Annotated in this window: 13 protein-coding genes and 1 pseudogene; 6 read left to right on the top strand and 8 right to left on the bottom strand. The window is 66.6% G+C overall.

What is annotated here, in order from left to right:
- Positions 1-10: 10 nt before the first annotated feature.
- The 7 genes and pseudogenes from ACFQPB_RS20215 to dapC all read right to left on the bottom strand — a co-directional run bounded on the left by ACFQPB_RS20215 (position 11) and on the right by dapC (position 7,743).
- Positions 11-2,005 carry an ABC-F family ATP-binding cassette domain-containing protein gene (locus ACFQPB_RS20215; RefSeq protein ID WP_382227224.1) on the bottom strand — a complete coding sequence of 665 codons (1,995 nt, stop codon included), beginning with the start codon at positions 2,003-2,005 and terminating at the stop codon, positions 11-13.
- Positions 2,006-2,125: 120 nt separating this feature from the next.
- Positions 2,126-2,257: pseudogene (locus tag ACFQPB_RS20210) on the bottom strand (PIN domain-containing protein); the annotation flags it as partial.
- 16 nt (positions 2,258-2,273) lie between these two features.
- Complete coding sequence (prmB, locus tag ACFQPB_RS20205) at positions 2,274-3,140, bottom strand: 50S ribosomal protein L3 N(5)-glutamine methyltransferase (RefSeq protein WP_382227221.1); 867 nt, start codon at positions 3,138-3,140, stop codon at positions 2,274-2,276.
- Positions 3,137-4,309, bottom strand: coding sequence for a succinyl-diaminopimelate desuccinylase (dapE, locus tag ACFQPB_RS20200; protein WP_382227219.1), 1,173 nt, complete (start codon positions 4,307-4,309; stop codon positions 3,137-3,139). The genes prmB and dapE overlap by 4 nt, the downstream gene beginning before the upstream one ends.
- A 37-nt stretch (positions 4,310-4,346) precedes the next feature.
- Positions 4,347-5,516 (bottom strand): PilT/PilU family type 4a pilus ATPase, encoded by a 1,170-nt coding sequence (locus ACFQPB_RS20195; RefSeq protein WP_382227216.1) that lies wholly within the window; start codon positions 5,514-5,516, stop codon positions 4,347-4,349.
- 114 nt (positions 5,517-5,630) lie between these two features.
- On the bottom strand, positions 5,631-6,464 hold the full coding sequence (gene dapD / locus ACFQPB_RS20190) for a 2,3,4,5-tetrahydropyridine-2,6-dicarboxylate N-succinyltransferase (protein WP_382227213.1): 834 nt from the start codon (positions 6,462-6,464) through the stop codon (positions 5,631-5,633).
- 37 nt (positions 6,465-6,501) lie between these two features.
- On the bottom strand, positions 6,502-7,743 hold the full coding sequence (gene dapC / locus ACFQPB_RS20185) for a succinyldiaminopimelate transaminase (RefSeq protein ID WP_382227210.1): 1,242 nt from the start codon (positions 7,741-7,743) through the stop codon (positions 6,502-6,504).
- 152 nt (positions 7,744-7,895) lie between these two features.
- Here dapC and ACFQPB_RS20180 point away from each other — a divergent pair, with 152 nt between their 5' ends.
- The 4 genes from ACFQPB_RS20180 to ligA all read left to right on the top strand — a co-directional run bounded on the left by ACFQPB_RS20180 (position 7,896) and on the right by ligA (position 17,402).
- Entirely contained in the window at positions 7,896-10,610 is a 2,715-nt protein-coding gene (locus ACFQPB_RS20180) for an EAL domain-containing protein (RefSeq protein WP_382227207.1), read from the top strand.
- Positions 10,611-10,721: 111 nt separating this feature from the next.
- The gene (gene smc / locus ACFQPB_RS20175) at positions 10,722-14,255 is read left to right on the top strand and encodes a chromosome segregation protein SMC (protein ID WP_382227204.1); all 3,534 of its coding nucleotides are present in this window, start codon (positions 10,722-10,724) and stop codon (positions 14,253-14,255) included.
- Between the two features lie 13 nt (positions 14,256-14,268).
- The gene (locus ACFQPB_RS20170) at positions 14,269-15,342 is read left to right on the top strand and encodes a cell division protein ZipA C-terminal FtsZ-binding domain-containing protein (protein ID WP_382227201.1); all 1,074 of its coding nucleotides are present in this window, start codon (positions 14,269-14,271) and stop codon (positions 15,340-15,342) included.
- A gap of 5 nt (positions 15,343-15,347) precedes the next feature.
- The gene (gene ligA, locus ACFQPB_RS20165; protein ID WP_382227198.1) at positions 15,348-17,402 is read left to right on the top strand and encodes an NAD-dependent DNA ligase LigA; all 2,055 of its coding nucleotides are present in this window, start codon (positions 15,348-15,350) and stop codon (positions 17,400-17,402) included.
- A 6-nt stretch (positions 17,403-17,408) separates the two neighbouring features.
- Here ligA and ACFQPB_RS20160 read toward each other — a convergent pair whose 3' ends face one another.
- Positions 17,409-17,837 (bottom strand): YbaN family protein, encoded by a 429-nt coding sequence (locus ACFQPB_RS20160; protein WP_382227195.1) that lies wholly within the window; start codon positions 17,835-17,837, stop codon positions 17,409-17,411.
- 87 nt (positions 17,838-17,924) lie between these two features.
- Between ACFQPB_RS20160 and def the strand changes: the two genes are divergently transcribed.
- Together def and ACFQPB_RS20150 are read left to right on the top strand one after the other, a co-directional pair.
- Entirely contained in the window at positions 17,925-18,461 is a 537-nt protein-coding gene (def, locus tag ACFQPB_RS20155) for a peptide deformylase (RefSeq protein ID WP_382227192.1), read from the top strand.
- 10 nt (positions 18,462-18,471) lie between these two features.
- Positions 18,472-19,569: TolC family protein (locus tag ACFQPB_RS20150; RefSeq protein WP_382227189.1), on the top strand; the 1,098-nt coding region annotated here is incomplete at its 3' end.

Here is a 19,569-nt window from a genome sequence, read left to right as displayed (position 1 = left end):
GCGGGTGCGGTCAGCTGTCCAGCGCCTGCAAGGCCTCGCTCAGCTCCAGCCAGCGTTCTTCGCGTTCGGCCAGTTCGGTGTCGATGGCTTTGAGGCGTTTGCCCATCTCGGCCAGCTCGGCCGGGGGCAGGTTGCCCATCAGGCGTTCGTTGAGCTGGGCCTGTTCGGCGTTCAGGGCTTCCAGGCGTTTGTCCACCTCGGCGAGTTCGCGTTTGAGCGGGCGTTGCTTTTCGTTCAGTTCCTGGCGGCGCTGGGCGTCGGCCTTGCGTTGCTCGGCGCCGCCGAGCTTGGGTGCGTCGGGGGCAGGCTTCGCCTTGGCGGCCACCAAAGCGGCGGCGGCAGCGGCCTGTTCTTCCTTGGCGGCACTGGCCGCCTTGTTTTGCGCCAGTTCGCGCAGGCGTTTGGATTCGTCCAGCAGGTAGCGCTGGTAGTCGTCCAGGTCACCGTCAAACGGCTCGACCCCACCACGCGACACCAGCCAGAACTCGTCGCACACGGCGCGCAGCAGGGCGCGGTCGTGACTGACCAGCATCACCGTGCCTTCAAATTCGTTGAGCGCCACGCTCAAGGCCTCGCGGGTGGCGAGGTCGAGGTGGTTGGTGGGTTCGTCCAGCAGCAGCAGGTTGGGGCGCTGCCAGACGATCATGCACAGCACCAGGCGGGCTTTTTCGCCGCCGCTCATGCTGCCCACGGCCTGCTTGACCATGTCGCCGGTGAAGTTGAAGTTGCCCAGGAAGTTGCGCAGCTCCTGCTCGCGCGCCTGCGGCGACACCTCCTTGGCCAGGCGGATCATGTGCTCCAGCGGGTTGTCCTGCGGGCGCAGCACATCCAGTTCCTGCTGGGCGAAGTAGCCGATGTTCAGGCCCTTGCCTTCGGTGATCTGGCCATCGATGGCCTGCAGCGTGCGCGCCACCGTTTTGACCAGGGTGGACTTGCCCTGGCCGTTGGCGCCCAGGATCCCGATGCGCTGGCCGGCCATCACCGACTTGCTGATGCCTTGCACGATGACCGTGGGCGCGTCGCCCTCGGCTTCGCCGGGGTAGCCCACGCTCACCGCGTCCAGCGTCAGCATGGGGTTGGGCAGGCTCGCGGGCTCGCGGAACTCAAATTCAAAGTCGGCCTCGGCCAGCACGGGGCCGAGCTTCTCCATGCGCTCCAGCGCCTTGACGCGGCTTTGTGCCTGTTTGGCCTTGCTGGCCTTGGCCTTGAAGCGGTCGATGAACTTCTGCAGGTGGGCGATCTTTTCCTGCTGACGGGCGTAGCTGGTCTGCTGCAGCGCCAGTTGCTCGGCCCGCATGTCTTCAAAGCGGCTGTAATTGCCACCGTAGCGGTTGAGCTTGGCTTTTTCAATGTGCAGGGTGACGGTGGTGACCGCGTCCAGGAACTCGCGGTCGTGGCTGATGACCAGCAGCGTGCCTTCGTAGCGGCGCAGCCAGGCCTCCAGCCACACCAGGGCGTCCAAGTCCAAGTGGTTGGTGGGTTCGTCCAGCAGCAGCAGGTCGCTTGGGCACATCAGCGCACGGGCCAGTTGCAGGCGCATGCGCCAGCCGCCCGAAAAGCTGTTCACTGGGCGCTCGAGCTCGGCGTTGTTGAAGCCCAGGCCCATGAGCAGCGCCTGCGCGCGCGACACCGAATCGTGCGCGCCCGCATCGTGCAGCGCCATGTAGGCGTGCGCCATGCGCTCGCCGTCGCCACTTTCTTCCGCCGCTGCTACCTCCTGCTCGGCCGCCAGCAAGGTGGTGTCGCCTTCCACCACAAAGCGGGTGGCGGCTTGTTCGGTCTCGGGCATGTCCTGCGCCACCTGCGCCATGCGCCACTGGGCGGGGATGCTGAAGTCTCCGCTGTCCTCGTGCAACACGTGGGTGAGCAGGGCAAACAGGCTGGACTTGCCCGCGCCATTGCGGCCCACCAGACCCACTTTTTCGCCTGGGTTGAGGGTGGCCGAGGCGCTGTCGAGCACGACCTTGGTGCCACGGCGCAGCGTGACGTTCTTGAGTTGGATCATGAAAAAACGAGACCGCACCACAGGTGCGGCCGGAGACTTGAATCAGGTCAGGGGGGCGTGGAGCGCCCGGAGCAGGCGGCACGCGAAGCCTAGATTGTGCCGCAGGGGGGCTGGATGGGGTCAGCGTGGCTCAAATGGGTTGAGCACCTGCAGCCCCAACGCGCGGAAATCCGCCACGTCGCGCGTCACCACCGTCAGGCCGTGGGTTTTGGCGGTGGCAGCGATCATGGCGTCTTCGGATAGGGTGTTGTTGGCCCTCTGAAGGTGCTCAGCCCCGCAGCGCCTCGGCCGTCAACAACAACACCTGATCATCCCCCGCGCTGGTGCTCAGCCACACCGGCTGCAGGTGGGGGAAGGCGGCTTCGAAGAAGGTCCGCTCGTGGCCAATTTCCAGCACCAGCACGCCGTGGGGTGAGAGGCGTGAAGGCGCGTCGCGCAGCAGGTTGCGCACGAAGTCCATGCCATCGCTGCCACCGGCCAGGGCCAGTTCGGGTTCGGCGCGGAACTCGGCGGGCAGTTCGGCCATGCTTTGGGCGTTGACGTAGGGCGGGTTGCAGAGGATGAGGTCGTAGGGGCCGGGGCAGGCGCTCAGGCCGTCGGATTCGATCAGCGTGACGCGGCCTTGCAGGCCATGGCGGTCCACGTTGATGTGTGCCACGGCCAGGGCGTCGGGCGAGAGGTCGGCGCCGGTGACTTGCACCTCAGGCCAGGCGAGGGCGGCCAGCACGGCCAGGCTGCCGTTGCCGGAGCACAGGTCAAGCACGCGGTGGGTGTCGGCGCTGAGCCACGCGTCCAGCGTGCCATCGGCCAGGGGCTCGGCGATGAGGCTGCGGGGGATGATGACGCGCTCGTCCACATAAAACGACACGCCTTGGAGCCAGGCTTCGCGGGTGAGGTACGCGGCAGGCTGGCGGGTGGCGATGCGCTGCTCGACGAGGGCCGACACCTGCTGTTGTTCGTCCGCCGTCACGGGGCGGTTGCCCTCGGCGTCGAGGTCGCCGTCCAGCGGCAGGCCCAGGCGCCACAGGACCAGCCACACGGCTTCGTCGAAGGCGTTGGTTGTGCCTTGGCCAAAGGCGACACCCGCTTGCAGCAGGCGCTGTTCGGCAACGCCGATGAGTTCGGTGAGTGTCATGCGGCGAGTGCTTCCAGCACGCGGCGGTAGATGTTTTTCAGCGGCTCGATTTCGGCCACCGGCACACACTCGTCGATTTTGTGGATGGTGGCGTTGGTGGGGCCGAGTTCGATGACTTGGGGGCAGATCTGGGCGATGAAGCGGCCGTCGCTGGTGCCGCCGGTGGTGGAGAGTTCGGTCTCCAGGCCGGTTTCAAGCCGGATGGCGTGGCGCACCGCATCCACCAGGGTGCCGGGCGGCGTGATGAACGGGCGGCCGCCCAGGGTCCAGGCGAGGTCGTAGCCCTCACCGGGCTGCAGGCCGTGGCGGGCCAGGATGTCGTGCACGCGCTGCTGCAGGCCTTCGGGGGTGGATTCGGTGCTGAAGCGGAAATTGAAGTCCACCACCACGGTGCCCGGGATGACGTTGCTCGCGCCGGTGCCGCCGTGGATGTTGCTGACCTGCCAGCTTGTGGGCGGGAAAAAGCCGTTGCCGTTGTCCCACACGGTGGCCACCAGTTCGGCCAGGGCGGGTGCGAGCAGGTGGATCGGATTCTTGGCCAGGTGCGGGTAGGCGATGTGGCCTTGGATGCCTTTGACCGTGAGCTTGCCGCTCATGGTGCCTCGGCGGCCGTTCTTGACCATGTCGCCCACACGCTCGACCGAGGTGGGCTCGCCGACGATGCAGTAGTCCAGCTTTTCGCCGCGCGCCTTCAGGGCATCGCAGACGATGACGGTGCCGTCGTTGGCCGGGCCCTCTTCGTCGCTGGTGAGCAAAAAGGCGATGCTCAACGCGGGGTCGGGGTGTTGGGCCAGGAATTCTTCCACCGCCACCACCATGGCGGCCAAGGAGGTTTTCATGTCGCTGGCGCCGCGTCCGTACAACATGCCATTGCGGTGGGTGGGCACAAAGGGGTCGCTGTGCCACTGGGCCAACGGGCCGGTGGGCACCACGTCGGTGTGGCCGGCAAACACCAGCAGCGGGGCGGCTTGGCCAGCCATCACGCGGCCGGTGCGTTTGGCCCAGAGGTTGGTGACGCGGAAATCGGCCGGGCCACTCTCCAGGGTTTCGCACTCGAAGCCCAGGGGTTTGAGGCGATCGGTGATCAGTGCCTGGCAGCCGGCATCGAGCGGCGTCACGGATGGGCGGGCGATCAGCGCCTCGCCCAGGCGCAGGGTCTCAAAGCTCATGGTGTCCATTCAGCGCGCGGGTGGCCCCACGCCTTGTTCAATGCTTGATTTCGAGCGAGAACTCGGTGAAGGAGGGGCCGGCGGCGGCCTCTTCGGCAGCTTGTTCTGCCGCCGCCTGAGGGCCCTTGGCAAAGGTGTTCTGCAGGCGCCACAGCAGGTTGGTGGGCGAGTCGGCGTAGGCCAGGCCTTCCTTGCGGTCGATGCGGCCGGAGGTGATGAGGCGCGCCAGGTCCTCCTCGAAGGTCTGAGAGCCTTCGGCCATGGAGTTTTCCATGGCCTCGCGCACGCCGGAGAAGTCGGCCTTCTCGATCAACTCCTGCACCAGTTTGGTGTTGACCATCACCTCCATGGCGGGCGCGCGGCTGCCGTCCACGGTGCGCAAGAGCCGTTGCGAGATGACGCCGCGCAGCGAGGCCGCCAGGTCGCCCAGCAGGGTGGGGCGCACTTCCACGGGATAGAAGCTCAGGATGCGGTTGAGCGCGTGGTAGCTGTTGTTGGCGTGCAGCGTGGCCAGGCACAGGTGGCCCGATTGCGCGTAGGCGATGGAGGCCGACATGGTCTCGCGGTCGCGGATTTCGCCGATCATGATCACGTCAGGCGCTTGGCGCAGCGCGTTTTTCAGCGCCACGTGGAGCGAGGCGGTGTCGGTGCCCACCTCGCGCTGGTTGACGATGGACTTCTTGTTGCGGAACAGGTACTCCATCGGGTCTTCCACCGTCAAGATGTGCCCGGACATGTTCTCGTTGCGGTGGTCCAGCATGGCCGCCAGCGTGGTGCTTTTGCCCGCACCGGTGGAGCCGACCATGAGCACCAGCCCCCGCTTGGCCAGGATCATCTCTTTGAGGATTTCGGGCACGCCCAGCGCGTCGAGTTTGGGCACCTCGGTCTGGATGTAGCGGATCACCACCGCATAGGTGCCGCGCTGGCGCATGCCGCTGATACGGAAGCGCCCCACACCCGGCAGGGCGTGGGCCATGTTGAGCTCGCCCGTGCGCGCCAGCTCGTCCATGTGGTCTTCGGACAGCACCTCGGCCAGCAGCGCCCGGGGCGCATCGGCCGGCAACACCTGGCCATTGATGGACTGGGTGACGCCGTTGATCTTGATCTGCACGGGCGAGCCCGCCGACATGTAAACGTCGGACGCTTTTTTCTCCGCCATCAGCCGGAGGATGCGCTCCATGGTGCCAGTGCCGTTCGGGGTGCTCATGGGTTTCTCCTACGATGACAAATGACCGGCGGCTGCGCCTGCCATGACAAATGACACAACGCCGAATTCATTTGTCATCGACGCGAAGCGAGGTCATTCGTCATTGCCGCGCAATCAATCGCGCAGCAGGTCGTTCAGGCTGGTCTTGGAGCGGGTTTGGGCGTCCACCGTCTTCACGATGATGGCCGCGTAGGTGCTGTAGTCCTGGCCCGACTTGGTCTTCTTCGGCAGGTTGCCGCTGATGACCACGCTGCCGCTGGGCACGCGACCATAGATGGTCTCACCGGTGTCGCGGTTGAAGATGGGGGTGCTCTGGCCGATGTACACGCCCATGCCCAGCACCGAGTTTTCTTCGATCACCACACCCTCGACCACCTCGGAGCGGGCGCCGATGAAGCAGTTGTCTTCGATGATGGTGGGGCCGGCCTGCAGTGGCTCCAGCACGCCACCAATGCCCACGCCACCGCTGAGGTGCACGTTTTTGCCAATTTGTGCGCAGCTGCCCACGGTGGCCCAGGTATCCACCATGGTGCCTTCGTCCACGTAAGCGCCGATGTTGACGTAGCTGGGCATGAGGATGGCGCCCTTGGCAATGTAGCTGCCACGGCGGGCCACGGCCGGTGGCACCACACGCACGCCGGTGGCCTTCATTTCGTCTTCGCTCAGGTGGGCGAACTTGGTTTTGACCTTGTCGAAAAAGGCCAGCTCACCGGCTTTCATCACGGCGTTGTCGTTGAGGCGGAACGACAGCAACACGGCCTTCTTGATCCACTGGTGCACCGTCCACTGGCCCACGGCTTGGCGGGTGGCCACGCGCAGCTGGCCCACGTTGAGTTGCGAGATCACCTGCTCCACGGCGTCCACCACCTCTTTGGGGGCGGAGGTGGGCGAGAGGCTGGCGCGGTTGTCCCAGGCGGTGTCGATGATCTGCTGCAGTTGTTGGGTCATGTTGAGTTGGCGTTGAGAGTAAAGCGTTGAGCGTGGGTCAGCCTTGGCGGCAGAAGGCGGCAATCCGTTCGGCAGCTTCCACACATTCGGCGGTTTCAGCCACCAGGGCCATGCGAACGCGGTTGGTGCCCGGATTGACGCCCAAAGCGGTGCGCGCGAGGTAGCTGCCCGGGAGCACGGTCACATTGTATTGAGCCAGCAGGTCGCGGGCGAACAACTCGTCTGCGCTGAGGCCGGTGTCAGGCCGGTGGAAGTGCGCGGGCACGCCTGCCCACAGGTAAAAGCCGGCGTCGGGCAATCGCACGTCCAGCACCTCGGCCAGCATGGGCGTCACGCGGGCGAACTTTTCGCGGTACTGGCGGCGGTTGTCCACCACATGGTCTTCGTCGTCCCAGGCGGTGATGCTGGCGGTCTGCACCACCGGGCTCATGGCGCACCCGTGGTAGGTGCGGTACAGGCCAAATGCCTTGATGAGTGCCGCGTCGCCGGCCACAAAACCGCTGCGCAGGCCGGGCACGTTGCTGCGCTTGGACAGGCTGGTGAAGGCGATGAGGTTTTTGAAATCGGCTCGGCCGAGTTGTGCCGCCGCTTCCAGACCGCCCAGCGGCGCTTCCTCGCGAAAGTAGATTTCGCTGTAGCACTCGTCCGAGGCGATCACAAAACCGTAGCGGTCGCTCAGCTCAAACAGCAGTTTCCATTCGTCCAGCGGCATCACCGCGCCGGTGGGGTTGCCGGGGGAGCACACGAACAACAACTGCGTGCGCGCCCACACCGATTCGGGCACCGCCGCCCAATCGATGCCGAAGTTGCGCGACGGGTCGCTGTTGGCGTACCACGGCTGGGCGCCGGCCAACAGGGCTGCGCCCTCGTAGATTTGGTAGAAGGGGTTGGGGCACACCACCAGCGGGGGGCCCTCGGCCGTCCGCCGGGAGGCGTCCACCACCACCTGCGTGAGGGCAAACAGTGCCTCGCGCGAGCCGTTGACCGGCAACACCTGAGTGACCGGGTCCACCGTCAGCCCATACCGCCGCCCTATCCAGCCCGCCATGGAAGCACGCAGCGCGGGTGTACCGATGGTGGCCGGGTAGGCGGCCAGGCCGCCGGCCGGGTCGTTGATGGCGTCACACAAAGCCTGTTTGAGGAACGCGGGCGTGGCGTGTTTGGGCTCGCCAATGCCCAGGCTGATGGGCCGGTGGGCGGCGCTGGGCGTGACGCCGGCAAACAGTTGGCGCAGCCGCTCGAAGGGGTAGGGCTGGAGGTGGGACAGCTGGGGATTCATGCGGCGGATTATCCGGCAGGGCGTCTGTGGCCTTGGGGTGGCTTGGCGGGCAGCCACGGGCGGGATGGCCGTTGGGGCTTTGCCTGTTGACGATGCGCCTAAACACCACGAAGATGTCATTGTCAAACAAAATTAAAACAACAGGGGGCGCTATGGACAGTGCGCGCGCGAGTCTGGTTCCGGGAAGCGGGGACGCTGGCTTTGCCGGTGAACCCGGTCTGCAGCAGTTGGCTTCTGCCGCTTGCCACCGCATCCTGCGTTTGTTCGGGGTGAGCGGTGCGGCGGTGCTGTTGGCGGGCGGCGCACACCCTCAGGTCATTGCACAGGCGGGTGATGTTGCCACCAACCCGATGGCGCTGCCGGCCGTGCGTGGGCTCATTGACCGGGCCTTGTCGCTGGGGCGGGCGGGGCGCACCGAAGCCCACAATGCCGTTGACGCGCACGCCATCGTGACGCCGCTGCGGCGCGACGGTGTGCCGGTGGGCGTGATCCTGATGTGGCGCCCGTCCGCCCATTCCTTCACCGACACCGAACTGGCGCAGTCGGCTTTGTCGGCCGAGTCCCTGGGCATGACCTTGCAGTTGCACCATGTGGGCGAAACCCTGCGGCGCTCTGAGGCGCAGTACCGCCTGCTGTTTCAGCGCAATCCGCTGCCCATGTACGTGTCCACCTTCGAGGAGCGGCGCATCATCGCCGTCAACCCCGCAGCCATCCAGCTTTACGGGTACGACGAAGCGCGTTTTTTGCAGCTGCACTCTGCCGACCTGATGTTTGAGCAGTCTGCGGAGGAACGCGCTCGTGTCATGCGCGAAACCGCCCCGTACCACCGCATTCAGGGCTTGGTGGGCCAACATCGCACGGCCACAGGTCGGACGCTGGATGTGGAAGTCTGGACCGACGAAATCGAGTTCGAAGGCCGCAACGCGCGGCTGGTGCTGGTCTATGACATCACCGAGCGCTGCAACGCCGAACGTGAGCTGGCGCGCGTGAGCCGGGTGCAGCGCATGCTGAGCGCGTGCAACGAGGCCTTGGTGCGCAGCCAGGACGAACCCGATCTGCTGGCGCGCGTGTCCGACATCGCCTTGAACATCGGTGGCTACCGCTTTGCGATGGTGTGTATGGCCTGTGACGACGAAGGCCGCAGCATCCGCATCGTTGATTGGCCGGGGCAGCCCCCCAACCACCTGCGCGAGCTGCGCGTGTCTTGGGCCCCCGATGGCCCGTGTGGACAAGGGCCGATGGGGCGGGTGATCCGCAGCGGCGAACCGGTGGTCATGGACGACCTGGCCCAACACCGCGACGAGCTGGTGATGGCGGACGCGTCGCTTAACCTGGGCTACCGCAGCCTGGTGGTTCTGCCCTTGCGCGATGCGGGGCAGACCTTTGGGGTGCTCAACCTCCTGGGGGGGGAAGTGCAGTCGGTCATGGGGCGTTCGGAGCTGGCCTTGCTCATGGAATTGGCCGACAACCTGGCCTATGGCATCGTCCACCAACGTGCGCGCCAGCAGCGGCGCCTGGACGCCGCCCGCATTGCACAACTGGCCTATTCCGACGAGCTGACCGGCCTGCCCAACCGCGCTCGGCTGAGCGAGCAACTGCAAAACCGAATCGACGACACGCGCGCCCATGGCGGCTGGAGCAGCTTGCTGCTGCTGGACATCCACAACCTCAAGGCGCTCAACGAAATCTGGGGGCACCAGGAAGGCGACCGGCTCTTGCGGTCTTTTGCGCAGCGCCTGCAGTTGGCCACGGCCGGTGTGTGTGCCCGCCTGGGCGCCGATGAGTTTGTGGTTTTGCTCGGGCCTCACCGCGCAGGCGATGAAACCATCGCGGTGGACGAAGCGACCGGCGCGGCCAGCCGGCTGTTGCAGGCATTGGCTTACACCCACCACAGCGAAGGCTGGGTGTTTGAATGCCTGTGCAGTGCGGGTCTGGTGCTGTTCAATGGCCACGACGGCGGCGTGAGCGAACTGCTCCAACGGGCCGAAATCGCGCTCTACGCGGCCAAAGCCGCAGGCCCCCAATCCCTGCGTCGTTACGACCGGGAGCTGCACGCCGCCGTGGTCGAGCACGCACAACTGGACCAGGCCTTGCGCGAGGCCCTGAACCAGCGCCAGTTCGAGCTTCACTACCAGCCGCAGTGCGACGTCAACGGCACTTGGGTGGGTGCCGAGGCGCTGGTGCGTTGGCGCCACCCGCAGCGCGGCTGGGTGTCGCCCGGCACGTTCATACCGGCGTGCGAAGAAAGCGGTTTGATCCTGCGCTTGGGGTTGCAGGTGCTGGAGATGGCCTGCGCCCGGCTGGCCCAATGGCAGGCCATGCCTCATCTGGCGGGGCTGATGCTGTCCGTCAACGTCAGTGCGCGGCAGTTTCGCCAGCCCGAATTTGTGCGGCAGGTGGCCCAGGCCTTGGCCGCGTCTGGCGCGCCGGCCCGCAAGCTCAAGCTGGAGCTGACCGAAAGTGTGATGGTGGACGATGTGGAGCAAGTCACCGGCAAGATGAAGGCCCTGCGCGAGCTGGGTGTGTCGTTTTCCCTGGACGACTTTGGCACCGGCTACTCTTCCCTGAGCCAGCTCCAGCGCCTGCCGTTGGACCAGATCAAGATCGACCAGTCGTTTGTGCGCGACTTGTTGACCAGCCCGAACGACGCCAGCATCGCCCGCACGGTGATTGCCCTGGGCCAAAGCCTCGGGCTGGACGTGGTGGCCGAAGGCGTCGAGACCGCCGCGCAGCGCGACTTCTTGCACCAGCACGGTTGCCGCACCTTTCAAGGCTACTTCTTCAGCCGGCCGCTGCCCCAGGCGCAGTTCGAGGAAGGGGTGCCGGCGCTGGCAGACCCGCCGCGTGCCCTGCAGAGGCTCAGTTAACATCCTGTTTCCTGCGGCGTGCGCCATCTGGGCGCGGCTGGCAGTTTCTCGAAGAAAATCAAGGGCTTGTCGGGGCAACTTAAGGCTCCGCCCGCCGATACAGGGTCATCCGTGCGTCTCAACTCCATCAAGCTGTCGGGCTTCAAATCCTTCGCTGAACCCACCAATTTCATGCTGCCTGGGCAGCTGGTGGGCGTGGTGGGGCCCAACGGTTGTGGCAAGTCCAACATCATGGATGCGGTGCGCTGGGTGCTGGGCGAGAGCAAGGCCAGCGAGTTGCGTGGCGAGTCCATGCAGGACGTGATCTTCAACGGCACCAACCACCGCAAACCGGCCAGCCGCTCCAGTGTGGAGCTGGTGTTCGACAACGCCGACCACCGCGCCGGTGGCCAATGGAACCAGTTCACCGAAATCGCCGTCAAGCGCGTGCTCACGCGCGACGGCACCAGCAGCTACTACATCAACAACCAGCCCGTACGCCGCCGTGACGTGCAGGACGTCTTCCTGGGCACCGGCCTGGGGCCACGCGCCTACGCCATCATCGGCCAGGGCACCATCAGCCGCATCATCGAGAGCAAACCCGAGGAACTGCGCCTGTTCCTGGAGGAGGCCGCCGGTGTTTCCAAATACAAAGAGCGCCGTCGCGAAACCGCCAACCGCTTGAACGATACGCGGGAAAACCTGACGCGCGTCGAAGACATCCTGCGCGAGCTCAACGCCAACCTCGACAAGCTGGAGAAACAGGCGGAGGTGGCGGCGCGCTACCACCAGCTCAACAACCAGGTGACACTGCGCCAGCAGCAGCTGTGGTTTTTGAAGCGCAGCGACGCCGAGGCCGAGCTGGCGCGCGTGCAGGCCGAAGGCCTCAAAGGCGTGAACGAGCTGGAGTCGCGCGTGGCCGATCTGCGCCACGTGGAAGCCGAGCTGGAAACGCTGCGCCAGGCGCATTACGCCGCTGGCGACCAGGTGAACCAAGCACAAGGCAAGCTCTACGAGGCCAGTGCCGAAGTGGGCAAGCTGGAAGCTGAGATCCGCTACGTGGTGGAAGGCCGGCAGCGGGTGGAGCAGCGACTGGTGCAGCTCAAAGAACAAATGGCCCAGTGGGCGGCGCGGCAAGACGACGCCACCGCCGAGATCGAGAACCTCGCCGCCACCGGCGAGCAAGCCGAGGAGCAGGCCGAAATCCTGGCCGCGCAGCTGGAAGACGAAGCCCAACGCCTCCCCGCCCTGGAAGACGCGCTGCGGCAAGCGCAGGCGCGCAGCAACGAGCAGCGCGCCAGCGTCACCCAGGTGCAGCAGCAGATTCAGGTGCTGGCGGCCGAGCAGCGCAGCATTGAAGAACAGTCGCGCGGTTTGAACACGCGGCGCGAGCGCCTCAACGCGGACAAGAACGCTCTGGCTGCACCCGACGAGGCCCGCTTGCACCAGCTGGAAGAGCAGTGGCAGGCGGCCCAGGCCATACAGGAAGAGGCCGATGCCCGCCTGCACGAATTGCAAGAACAGGTGCCCGGTCTGGACGATCTGCGGCGCAGCCGCCAGCAAACGCTCAACAGCGAATCGGCCCGCCTGGCTGACTTGTCGGCACGTTTGGAGGCACTCAAGGCCTTGCAGGAGAAGGTCAAGACCGACGGCAAGTTGCGCCCTTGGTTGGCCCAGCACGGGCTGGAGGGGATGGCCGGGTTGTGGAGCAAGCTGCACATCGAAACCGGCTGGGAAAACGCCCTGGAAGCCGCGCTGCGCGAACGCATGGGCGCGCTGGAGGTGTCGCGCCTGGACATGGTGCGGGGTTTCCTCGGCCACCAGGCACAAGACGCGCCGCCGGCCAAGCTGGTGTTCTACAGCCCACCCAGCGGTGCCGCACCCACCCAGGCCAGCGTGGCCGGGTTCACGCCCTTGGCGGCCAAACTGCGCTTGAACGACGCCGGCTTGCAGTCCCTGCTGGAGGAGTGGCTGCACGGCTGCCTCACCGCGCCCAGCCTCGAAGACGCCCTGGCCCAGCGCGCCCAGTTGGCGCCCGGGCAGCAGGTGTTTGTGGCCAGCGGCCACGTGGTGACCGCCCACAGCGTGGGCTTTTACGCCCCCGATTCGGAGCAGGCCGGCCTGCTGGCCCGCGCCCAGGAAATTGAAAACCTCGAAAAAAGCCAGCGCGCCCAGGTGCTGCTGGAAGACGAAGCCCGCACCGCGTTGACCCGCGCCGAAGCCGCGTATGCCGACGCCTCCCAGCGCCTGGTCAGCGCGCGGCGCGAAGCGACCGAAGGCCAGGGCCGTGTGCACGAGCTGCAGGTGGAGGTGCTGCGCCTGCGCCAGCTGAGCGAGCAGGCCCGCGCCCGGCGCGAGCAGATCGCGGGCGACATGGCTGAAATCGATGCCCAGCTTGAAGACCTGCAGGAACGCCGTTTGGCCGCCGAAGCACGCTTTGAAGAGTTGGACATGCAACTGGCCGACAGCCAGGAGCGCCACAGCCAGCTCGACGATGCAGTGATTGAGGCCGAACGCAAGCTGGGCCAGGCCCGCGAGCAACTGCGTGCGCTGGAGCGCCAGGCGCAAGAAGCCACCTTTTCACAACGCAGCTTGCAAGCCCGGCGTGCCGAACTGGAGCGTGCGGTGGACACCGCGCGCCAGCAAATCACCGCGCTGACCGACGAAGACCAGCGCGCCCGCGACGAGTTGTCGCGCCTGAGCGATGCCGCCGCCCAAGGCGGCCTGCAAGACGCGCTGAACATGAAGATGGAGCGCGAGCAGGCCCTCGCCACCCAGCGCAGCCAGTACGACGACCTCACCGCCGAGCTGCGCGCCAGCGAGGAGCGCCGCTTGCAAACCGAACGCGCGCTGGACCCGCTGCGCGCGCGCATCACCGAGTTCCAGCTCAAAGAGCAGGCGGCCAAGCTGGGCATCGAGCAGTACGCCCAGCTGCTGCTGGAGGCCAACGCCGACCTCGCTGCCGTGGCCGCCAGCATCGAAGCCGACAGCGTGCGCCTGACGGGTTTACAGAGCGAGATCGACCGCCTCAACCGCGAGATCGCGGCGCTGGGCGCGGTCAACCTGGCCGCGCTCGATGAATTGACGGCCGCCCGCGAACGCAAAGGCTTCCTCGATGCGCAGATGACCGATTTGCTCGACGCCATCGGCACGCTGGAAGACGCGATCAAGAAAATCGACGCCGAAACCCGCGACTTGCTGGGCAACACCTTCAACACCGTCAATGAGCACTTTGGCCGCATGTTCCCCGAGCTGTTTGGCGGCGGCAACGCCAAGCTGGTGATGACCGGCGAAGAAATTCTGGATGCCGGCGTGCAGGTGCTGGCCCAACCGCCGGGCAAAAAGAACCAGACCATCCACCTGCTGTCGGGGGGAGAAAAGGCGCTCACCGCCATCGCGCTCGTGTTCGCCATTTTCCAGCTCAATCCCGCGCCCTTCTGTTTGCTGGACGAGGTGGACGCGCCGCTGGACGACGCCAACACCGAGCGCTACGCCAAGCTCGTCACCAGCATGAGCAAAAAGGGCACCCAGTTCCTGTTCATCAGCCACAACAAGATCGCCATGGAAATGGCCGAGCAACTGATTGGCGTGACCATGCAGGAACAGGGCGTGTCACGCATCGTGGCGGTGGACATGGAAGCCGCCAACAGCCTCATGGAATCCTGAAAAGCATCGACACATGAGCACCTTGCAACTCAGCCTCATCGTCATTGGCCTGCTGATCCTGGCCGCCGTCATGGCCTACAACGCCTGGGTCACACGCCAGAGCACCTCGCGCAAAGCGGCCCAGCGCGAGATCACCACGCCGGCCAGTGCCGACAACAGCCAGCGCATCGAGCCCGTGCTGGACGGCTCGGACGGCGAGGGTGTGGCGCCCTCGCTGGAAGCGGGTGACACGGTGCCGCCGCTGCCCACGGCGCCCCAGGCCGACAAGCGCCTGCGCCTGGACCCGCTGATCGACGTGATCGCGCCACTGGCCCTGGACGCGGTGGTGTCGGGCGACGCGGTGCTGGCCGCCTTGCCCCGTTCGCGCCGCGTGGGCACCAAACCCTTTGCCGTCGAGGGCTTGAACACAGCCACCGACGAATGGGAAGTGCCCCGTGCCGGCCAGCGATACCAGGCCCTGCAGGCCGGCGTTCAACTGGCCAACCGTGCGGGTGCGCTCAACGACATCGAGTTTTCCGAGTACGTGGTCAAAACGCAGGCCTTTGCCGACGTGTTGGGCGCTACCCCCGAGTTTCCCGACATGCGGGAAGAGGTGGCGCGTGCGCGCGAGCTCGACCAGTTTGCCAGCACACACGATGCCCAACTGGGCTTCATGCTGCGGGCGCGCCGCGCCGCCTGGAGCCCGGGCTACGTCACCCAAAGTGCCGCGCGCCTGGGGTTTGTGCCCGGCGCCCTGCCTGGCCGCATGGTGTTGCCGGGCGAGGTGGACAGTGCGCCCATCCTGAGCCTGCAGTTCGACACCCAGGCCGCCCTGGCGGAAGACCCCGAACAAAGTGCCCTGCGTGAGGTCAGCCTGTCGCTGGATGTGGCCCATGTGGCCCGCAGCGAGCGCCCTTACCAGCGCATGCGCGAAGCCGCCGCCGAACTGGCCACCGCCATGGACGGTGTGGTGACCGACGACAACGGCCAACCGCTGGCGCAAGAACTCATGGACCGCATTGGCGCCGACCTCGAAGGCCTGTACGACGCACTCGACGCGCACGACCTGTCAGCCGGGTCACCCCAAGCCCGGCGACTCTTTTCCTGATCGCGATGCAAGACGACCTGTTTGCCGCTCAGCCCACCCCGGCTGAGCGCGCCGCCGCACTGCGCGCCCAGTTGCAGCACCACGCCCACCGCTACTACGTGCTGGACGACCCGCAAATCCCCGATGCCGAGTACGACCGGCTGTTCCGGGAATTGCAGGCGCTGGAAGCCGAACACCCTGAGTTGCTGACGCCCGACTCGCCCACCCAACGCGTGTTGGGCAAGGTGCTCGATGGCCTGACGCCGGTGCGCCACGCCGTGCCCATGTTGTCCATCGACACCGAAACCGACACCTCGCCCGAGGGTGCACGCAACTTCGACATCCGCGTGCGCAACGCGCTCAAGCTGGCCGACGATGCGCCCCCCATCGAGTACGCCGCAGAGCTGAAATTCGACGGCCTGGCAATGAACCTGCGCTACGAGCATGGCGTGCTGGTGCAGGCCGCCACACGCGGCGATGGTGAAACGGGTGAGGACGTGACACAGAACGTGCGCACCATCGGGCAAATCCCTTTGCGTTTGCATGGGGTGGACGCCGAGGTGCTCGAAGTGCGCGGCGAGGTGTACATGCGCCGCGACGACTTCGAGGCGCTCAATGAACGCCAGCGTCAGAGGGGCGACAAAACCTTCATCAACCCACGCAACACCGCCGCAGGCGCCATCCGCCAGCTCGATCCGGCCCTGGTGGCACAGCGGCCACTGAGTTTTTTCGCCTACGGACTGGGTGAAGTGCAGGGTTGGGCTCTGCCGCCCACCCACGGCGCCTTGCTCGACGCCTTTGCCGCCATGGGCCTGCCGGTGTGTGCCGACCGCGCCGTGGTGCTGGGCGCTGATGGGCTGGTCGCATTTCACGCCGCCATCGGCGCCAAACGCGACAGCCTGCCTTTCGACATCGACGGTGTGGTCTACAAGGTCAACGCACTGGCTTTGCAGCAGCAACTTGGCTTCAAGACCCGCGAACCGCGCTGGGCCGTGGCCCACAAATACCCAGCGCAGGAACAGCTCACCACGGTACTTGCCATCGACGTGCAGGTGGGCCGCACCGGCAAGCTCACGCCGGTGGCCAAGCTCGCGCCGGTGTTTGTGGGCGGTGTCACGGTCACCAACGCCACCCTACACAACGAACTGGAGGCTCGCCGCAAGGATGTGCGTGTGGGCGACACCGTCATCGTGCGCCGCGCCGGCGACGTCATTCCCGAGGTGGTGGGCGTGTTGCCCGACAAGCGCCCCGAGGGCGCGGCTGAGTTCACCATGCCCGCGTGCTGCCCCGTGTGTGGCAGCGCGGCGGTGCGGGAGGAGGGCGAGGCCGACCACCGCTGCACCGGTGGTTTGTTCTGCAGCGCTCAACGCAAGCAGGCCTTGCTGCATTTCGCGCAGCGGCGGGCGCTGGACATCGAAGGCCTGGGCGACAAGCTGGTCGATCAACTGGTGGATGGCGGCGTGGTCAAGACGCTGCCCGACCTGTACCGCCTGGGCCTCAATGCCCTGGCGACGCTGGAGCGCATGGCCGACAAGTCGGCGCTGAACATGTTGGCCGCGTTGGAAGCCAGCAAACAGACCACCTTGCCGCGTTTCCTGTTCGGCTTGGGCATACGCCATGTGGGCGAAGCCACCGCCAAGGCCTTGGCGCGCCACTTTGGCGCGCTCGACGCCGTGATGGACGCATCGCTGGAGCAACTGACCGAGGTGGCGGACGTGGGGCCGGTGGTGGCGCAGAGCATCCACACGTTTTTTCAACAGCCGCACAACCGTGAAGTGGTGGAACAGTTGCGCGCCTGTGGCCTCACCTGGCCCGAAGGGGCGCCCGCCCCGCGCGAGGCCTTGCCGCTGGCCGGCAAAACCTTTGTCATCACCGGCACCTTGCCCACCTTGGGCCGCGACGAGGCCAAGGCCTTGCTGGAAGCGGCTGGCGCCAAGGTGGCCGGTTCGGTGAGCAAAAAAACCGATTACCTGGTGGCCGGTGCCGAAGCCGGCAGCAAGCTGGCCAAAGCGCAGGAGCTGGGTGTGGCCGTGCTCGATGAGGCGGGCATGCGGGCCTTGTTGCCCACGACCACGCCCTGACCCGGCTCAAAGCGTGGGCGGCTTTTCAGGTCGCCGCCAGAGCCAGGTGGCAACACTTGCCATACAGGCAATGGCCAGCCACGCGGCCCAGCGCGGGTGTGACGACCACAACAGGTAGGCGCCCGACGCGGCCATCATCAGGGTGGCCATCCACTTGGCGCGCCGGCTGACCACGCCCCCTCGGCGCCAGTCGCGGATCATGGGGGCAAACACGGTGTGGTTTTCGAGCCATTGCAGCAGCCTGGGTGAACTGCGCGCGGCCGCCCAAGCCGCCAGCAGCACAAAAGGTGTGGTGGGCAGCACAGGCAGAAACGCACCCACCACGCCCAGCAAAAGCGACACCAACGCGAGCGCCAGGTACAGGCCCCGACGCACGGCCGACAAAGGCGACGGCACCGCCCGAGTTGGGGCCATGGGGGGAGGGGTCTCCGGCATGGGGCGATTGTGCCTGTGTCTGCTGGGGCGACCGTGTGCGGGCGGTGACAGTGATATTCTTGATGCCTTTGTGCCCGTTGCCCCGCCATGGCCATTCACACGATTCTCAAAATGGGCGATCCGCGCCTGTTGCGCATCGCACAGCCCGTCACCGCGTTCGACACGCCCGAGCTGCACGCCCTCATCGCCGACATGCGCGACACCATGGCCGCTGTCAGTGGCGCCGGTCTGGCCGCACCTCAGATCGGTGTCGATCTGCAGGTGGTCATTTTTGGCACCGGCCAGGTCAATCCGCGCTACCCCCGGTTCGAGCCGGTGCCGCCCACGGTGTTGATCAATCCCGTCATCACGCCGCTGGGGCAGGACGAGGCCAGCGATTGGGAAGGCTGCCTGTCGGTGCCGGGCTTGCGCGCCGTGGTGCCGCGCTGGCGGCACATCCGCTACACCGGGTTCGACGAAATGGGGCATCCCATCGACCGGACGGTGAGCGACTTTCACGCGCGTGTCGCACAGCACGAGTGTGATCACCTGATCGGCAAACTCTACCCCATGCGGGTGCGCGACTTCAGCCAGTTTGGCTTCAACGAGGTGCTTTTTCCGGGCTTGCCGCAGGAAGACGACTGAGCCGTACACCATGCAACTGCCCGCCCATCCGCTTTTTCGGGTTTGCCTGGGCCCGGTGGTGGCGCTGGCGCTGACCGCTTGCGCCACGCCGCCCCCACCGCAGCTCGCGCCGGTCGAGCTGCCCGCCACGTGGTGGGCACCCACGTTGCCACACCAGGGCACGCCGCAGGATTTGACAGCCTGGTGGTCGCGTTTCAACGACCCGTTGCTCACTGACTGGATCGCCCAGGCGCAGCGGCGCAGCCCCAGCGTTGCGTCTGCGCGCGCCCAGGTGTTTGCCGCGCGTGCGGCGCTGGCGGGTGCGGAACAACAGGGCCGACCCCAGGTGGCGGGTGTGCTCAGCGGCAGCCGCGCTTTCACCGACCCCACCACGCCGGTGGCCACCGTGCTGAGCGCGGGCGCGCAAGCCTCGTGGGCCATCGCGCTGTGGGGTGAAGATGTGTCGCGCGTGTCGGCGGCCCAGGCGCAGCAGGACGCGGCCGGCGCGGGTTGGCACGAGGCCCGTGTGCTGGTGGCGGCCGAAACGGCACAGGTCTACTTTGGTCTGCGTTTGTGCCGCGAGCAACTGGCGGTGGCCCGCGCCGACAGCGACTCACGCCAGCGCACCGCCGACGCCAACGGCATCACCGAGAAAGCGGGCCTGACCGCACCGGCCGTGGCCGCACTGGCGCGTGCCAGCGCGGCCGAAAGTGCCGGGCGTCTGGCGCAATGGGGTGAGTTGTGCGAACGCCAGCTCAAATCTCTGACCGCGCTGACCGGTGTGCCCGAGCCCACATTGCGCGCAGGGCTCGCACAGGCGCCCCGGTGGGAGACCCCGGCCGACCCGTTGCTGCAGGTGCCGGGCGTGCCGGCCGATTTGCTGCGCCAACGCCCCGATGTCTACCGTGCGCAGCGCCAGTGGGTGGCTGCCGCGCAGGCGGTGGGCCTGGCCCAGGCCGCGCTGCGGCCCAGCCTCAGCCTGTCGGGCAACCTCATGGTCAACCGGGTGCGCGCCGCGGGCATCAGCGCCACGGTGGACACCTGGTCACTCGGACCCTTGACGCTGAGTGTGCCGCTGCTGGGCCGCGACCGGCTGCACGCTGAGGTGGACGCTGCGCAGGCCCAGCTC

This window comes from Hydrogenophaga atypica (genome assembly GCF_042665215.1).
Lineage (GTDB): Bacteria > Pseudomonadota > Gammaproteobacteria > Burkholderiales > Burkholderiaceae_C > Hydrogenophaga > Hydrogenophaga defluvii_A.
Note: the sequence above shows the minus strand (reverse complement) of the source record. Positions and strands in the feature narration are given on the sequence as shown.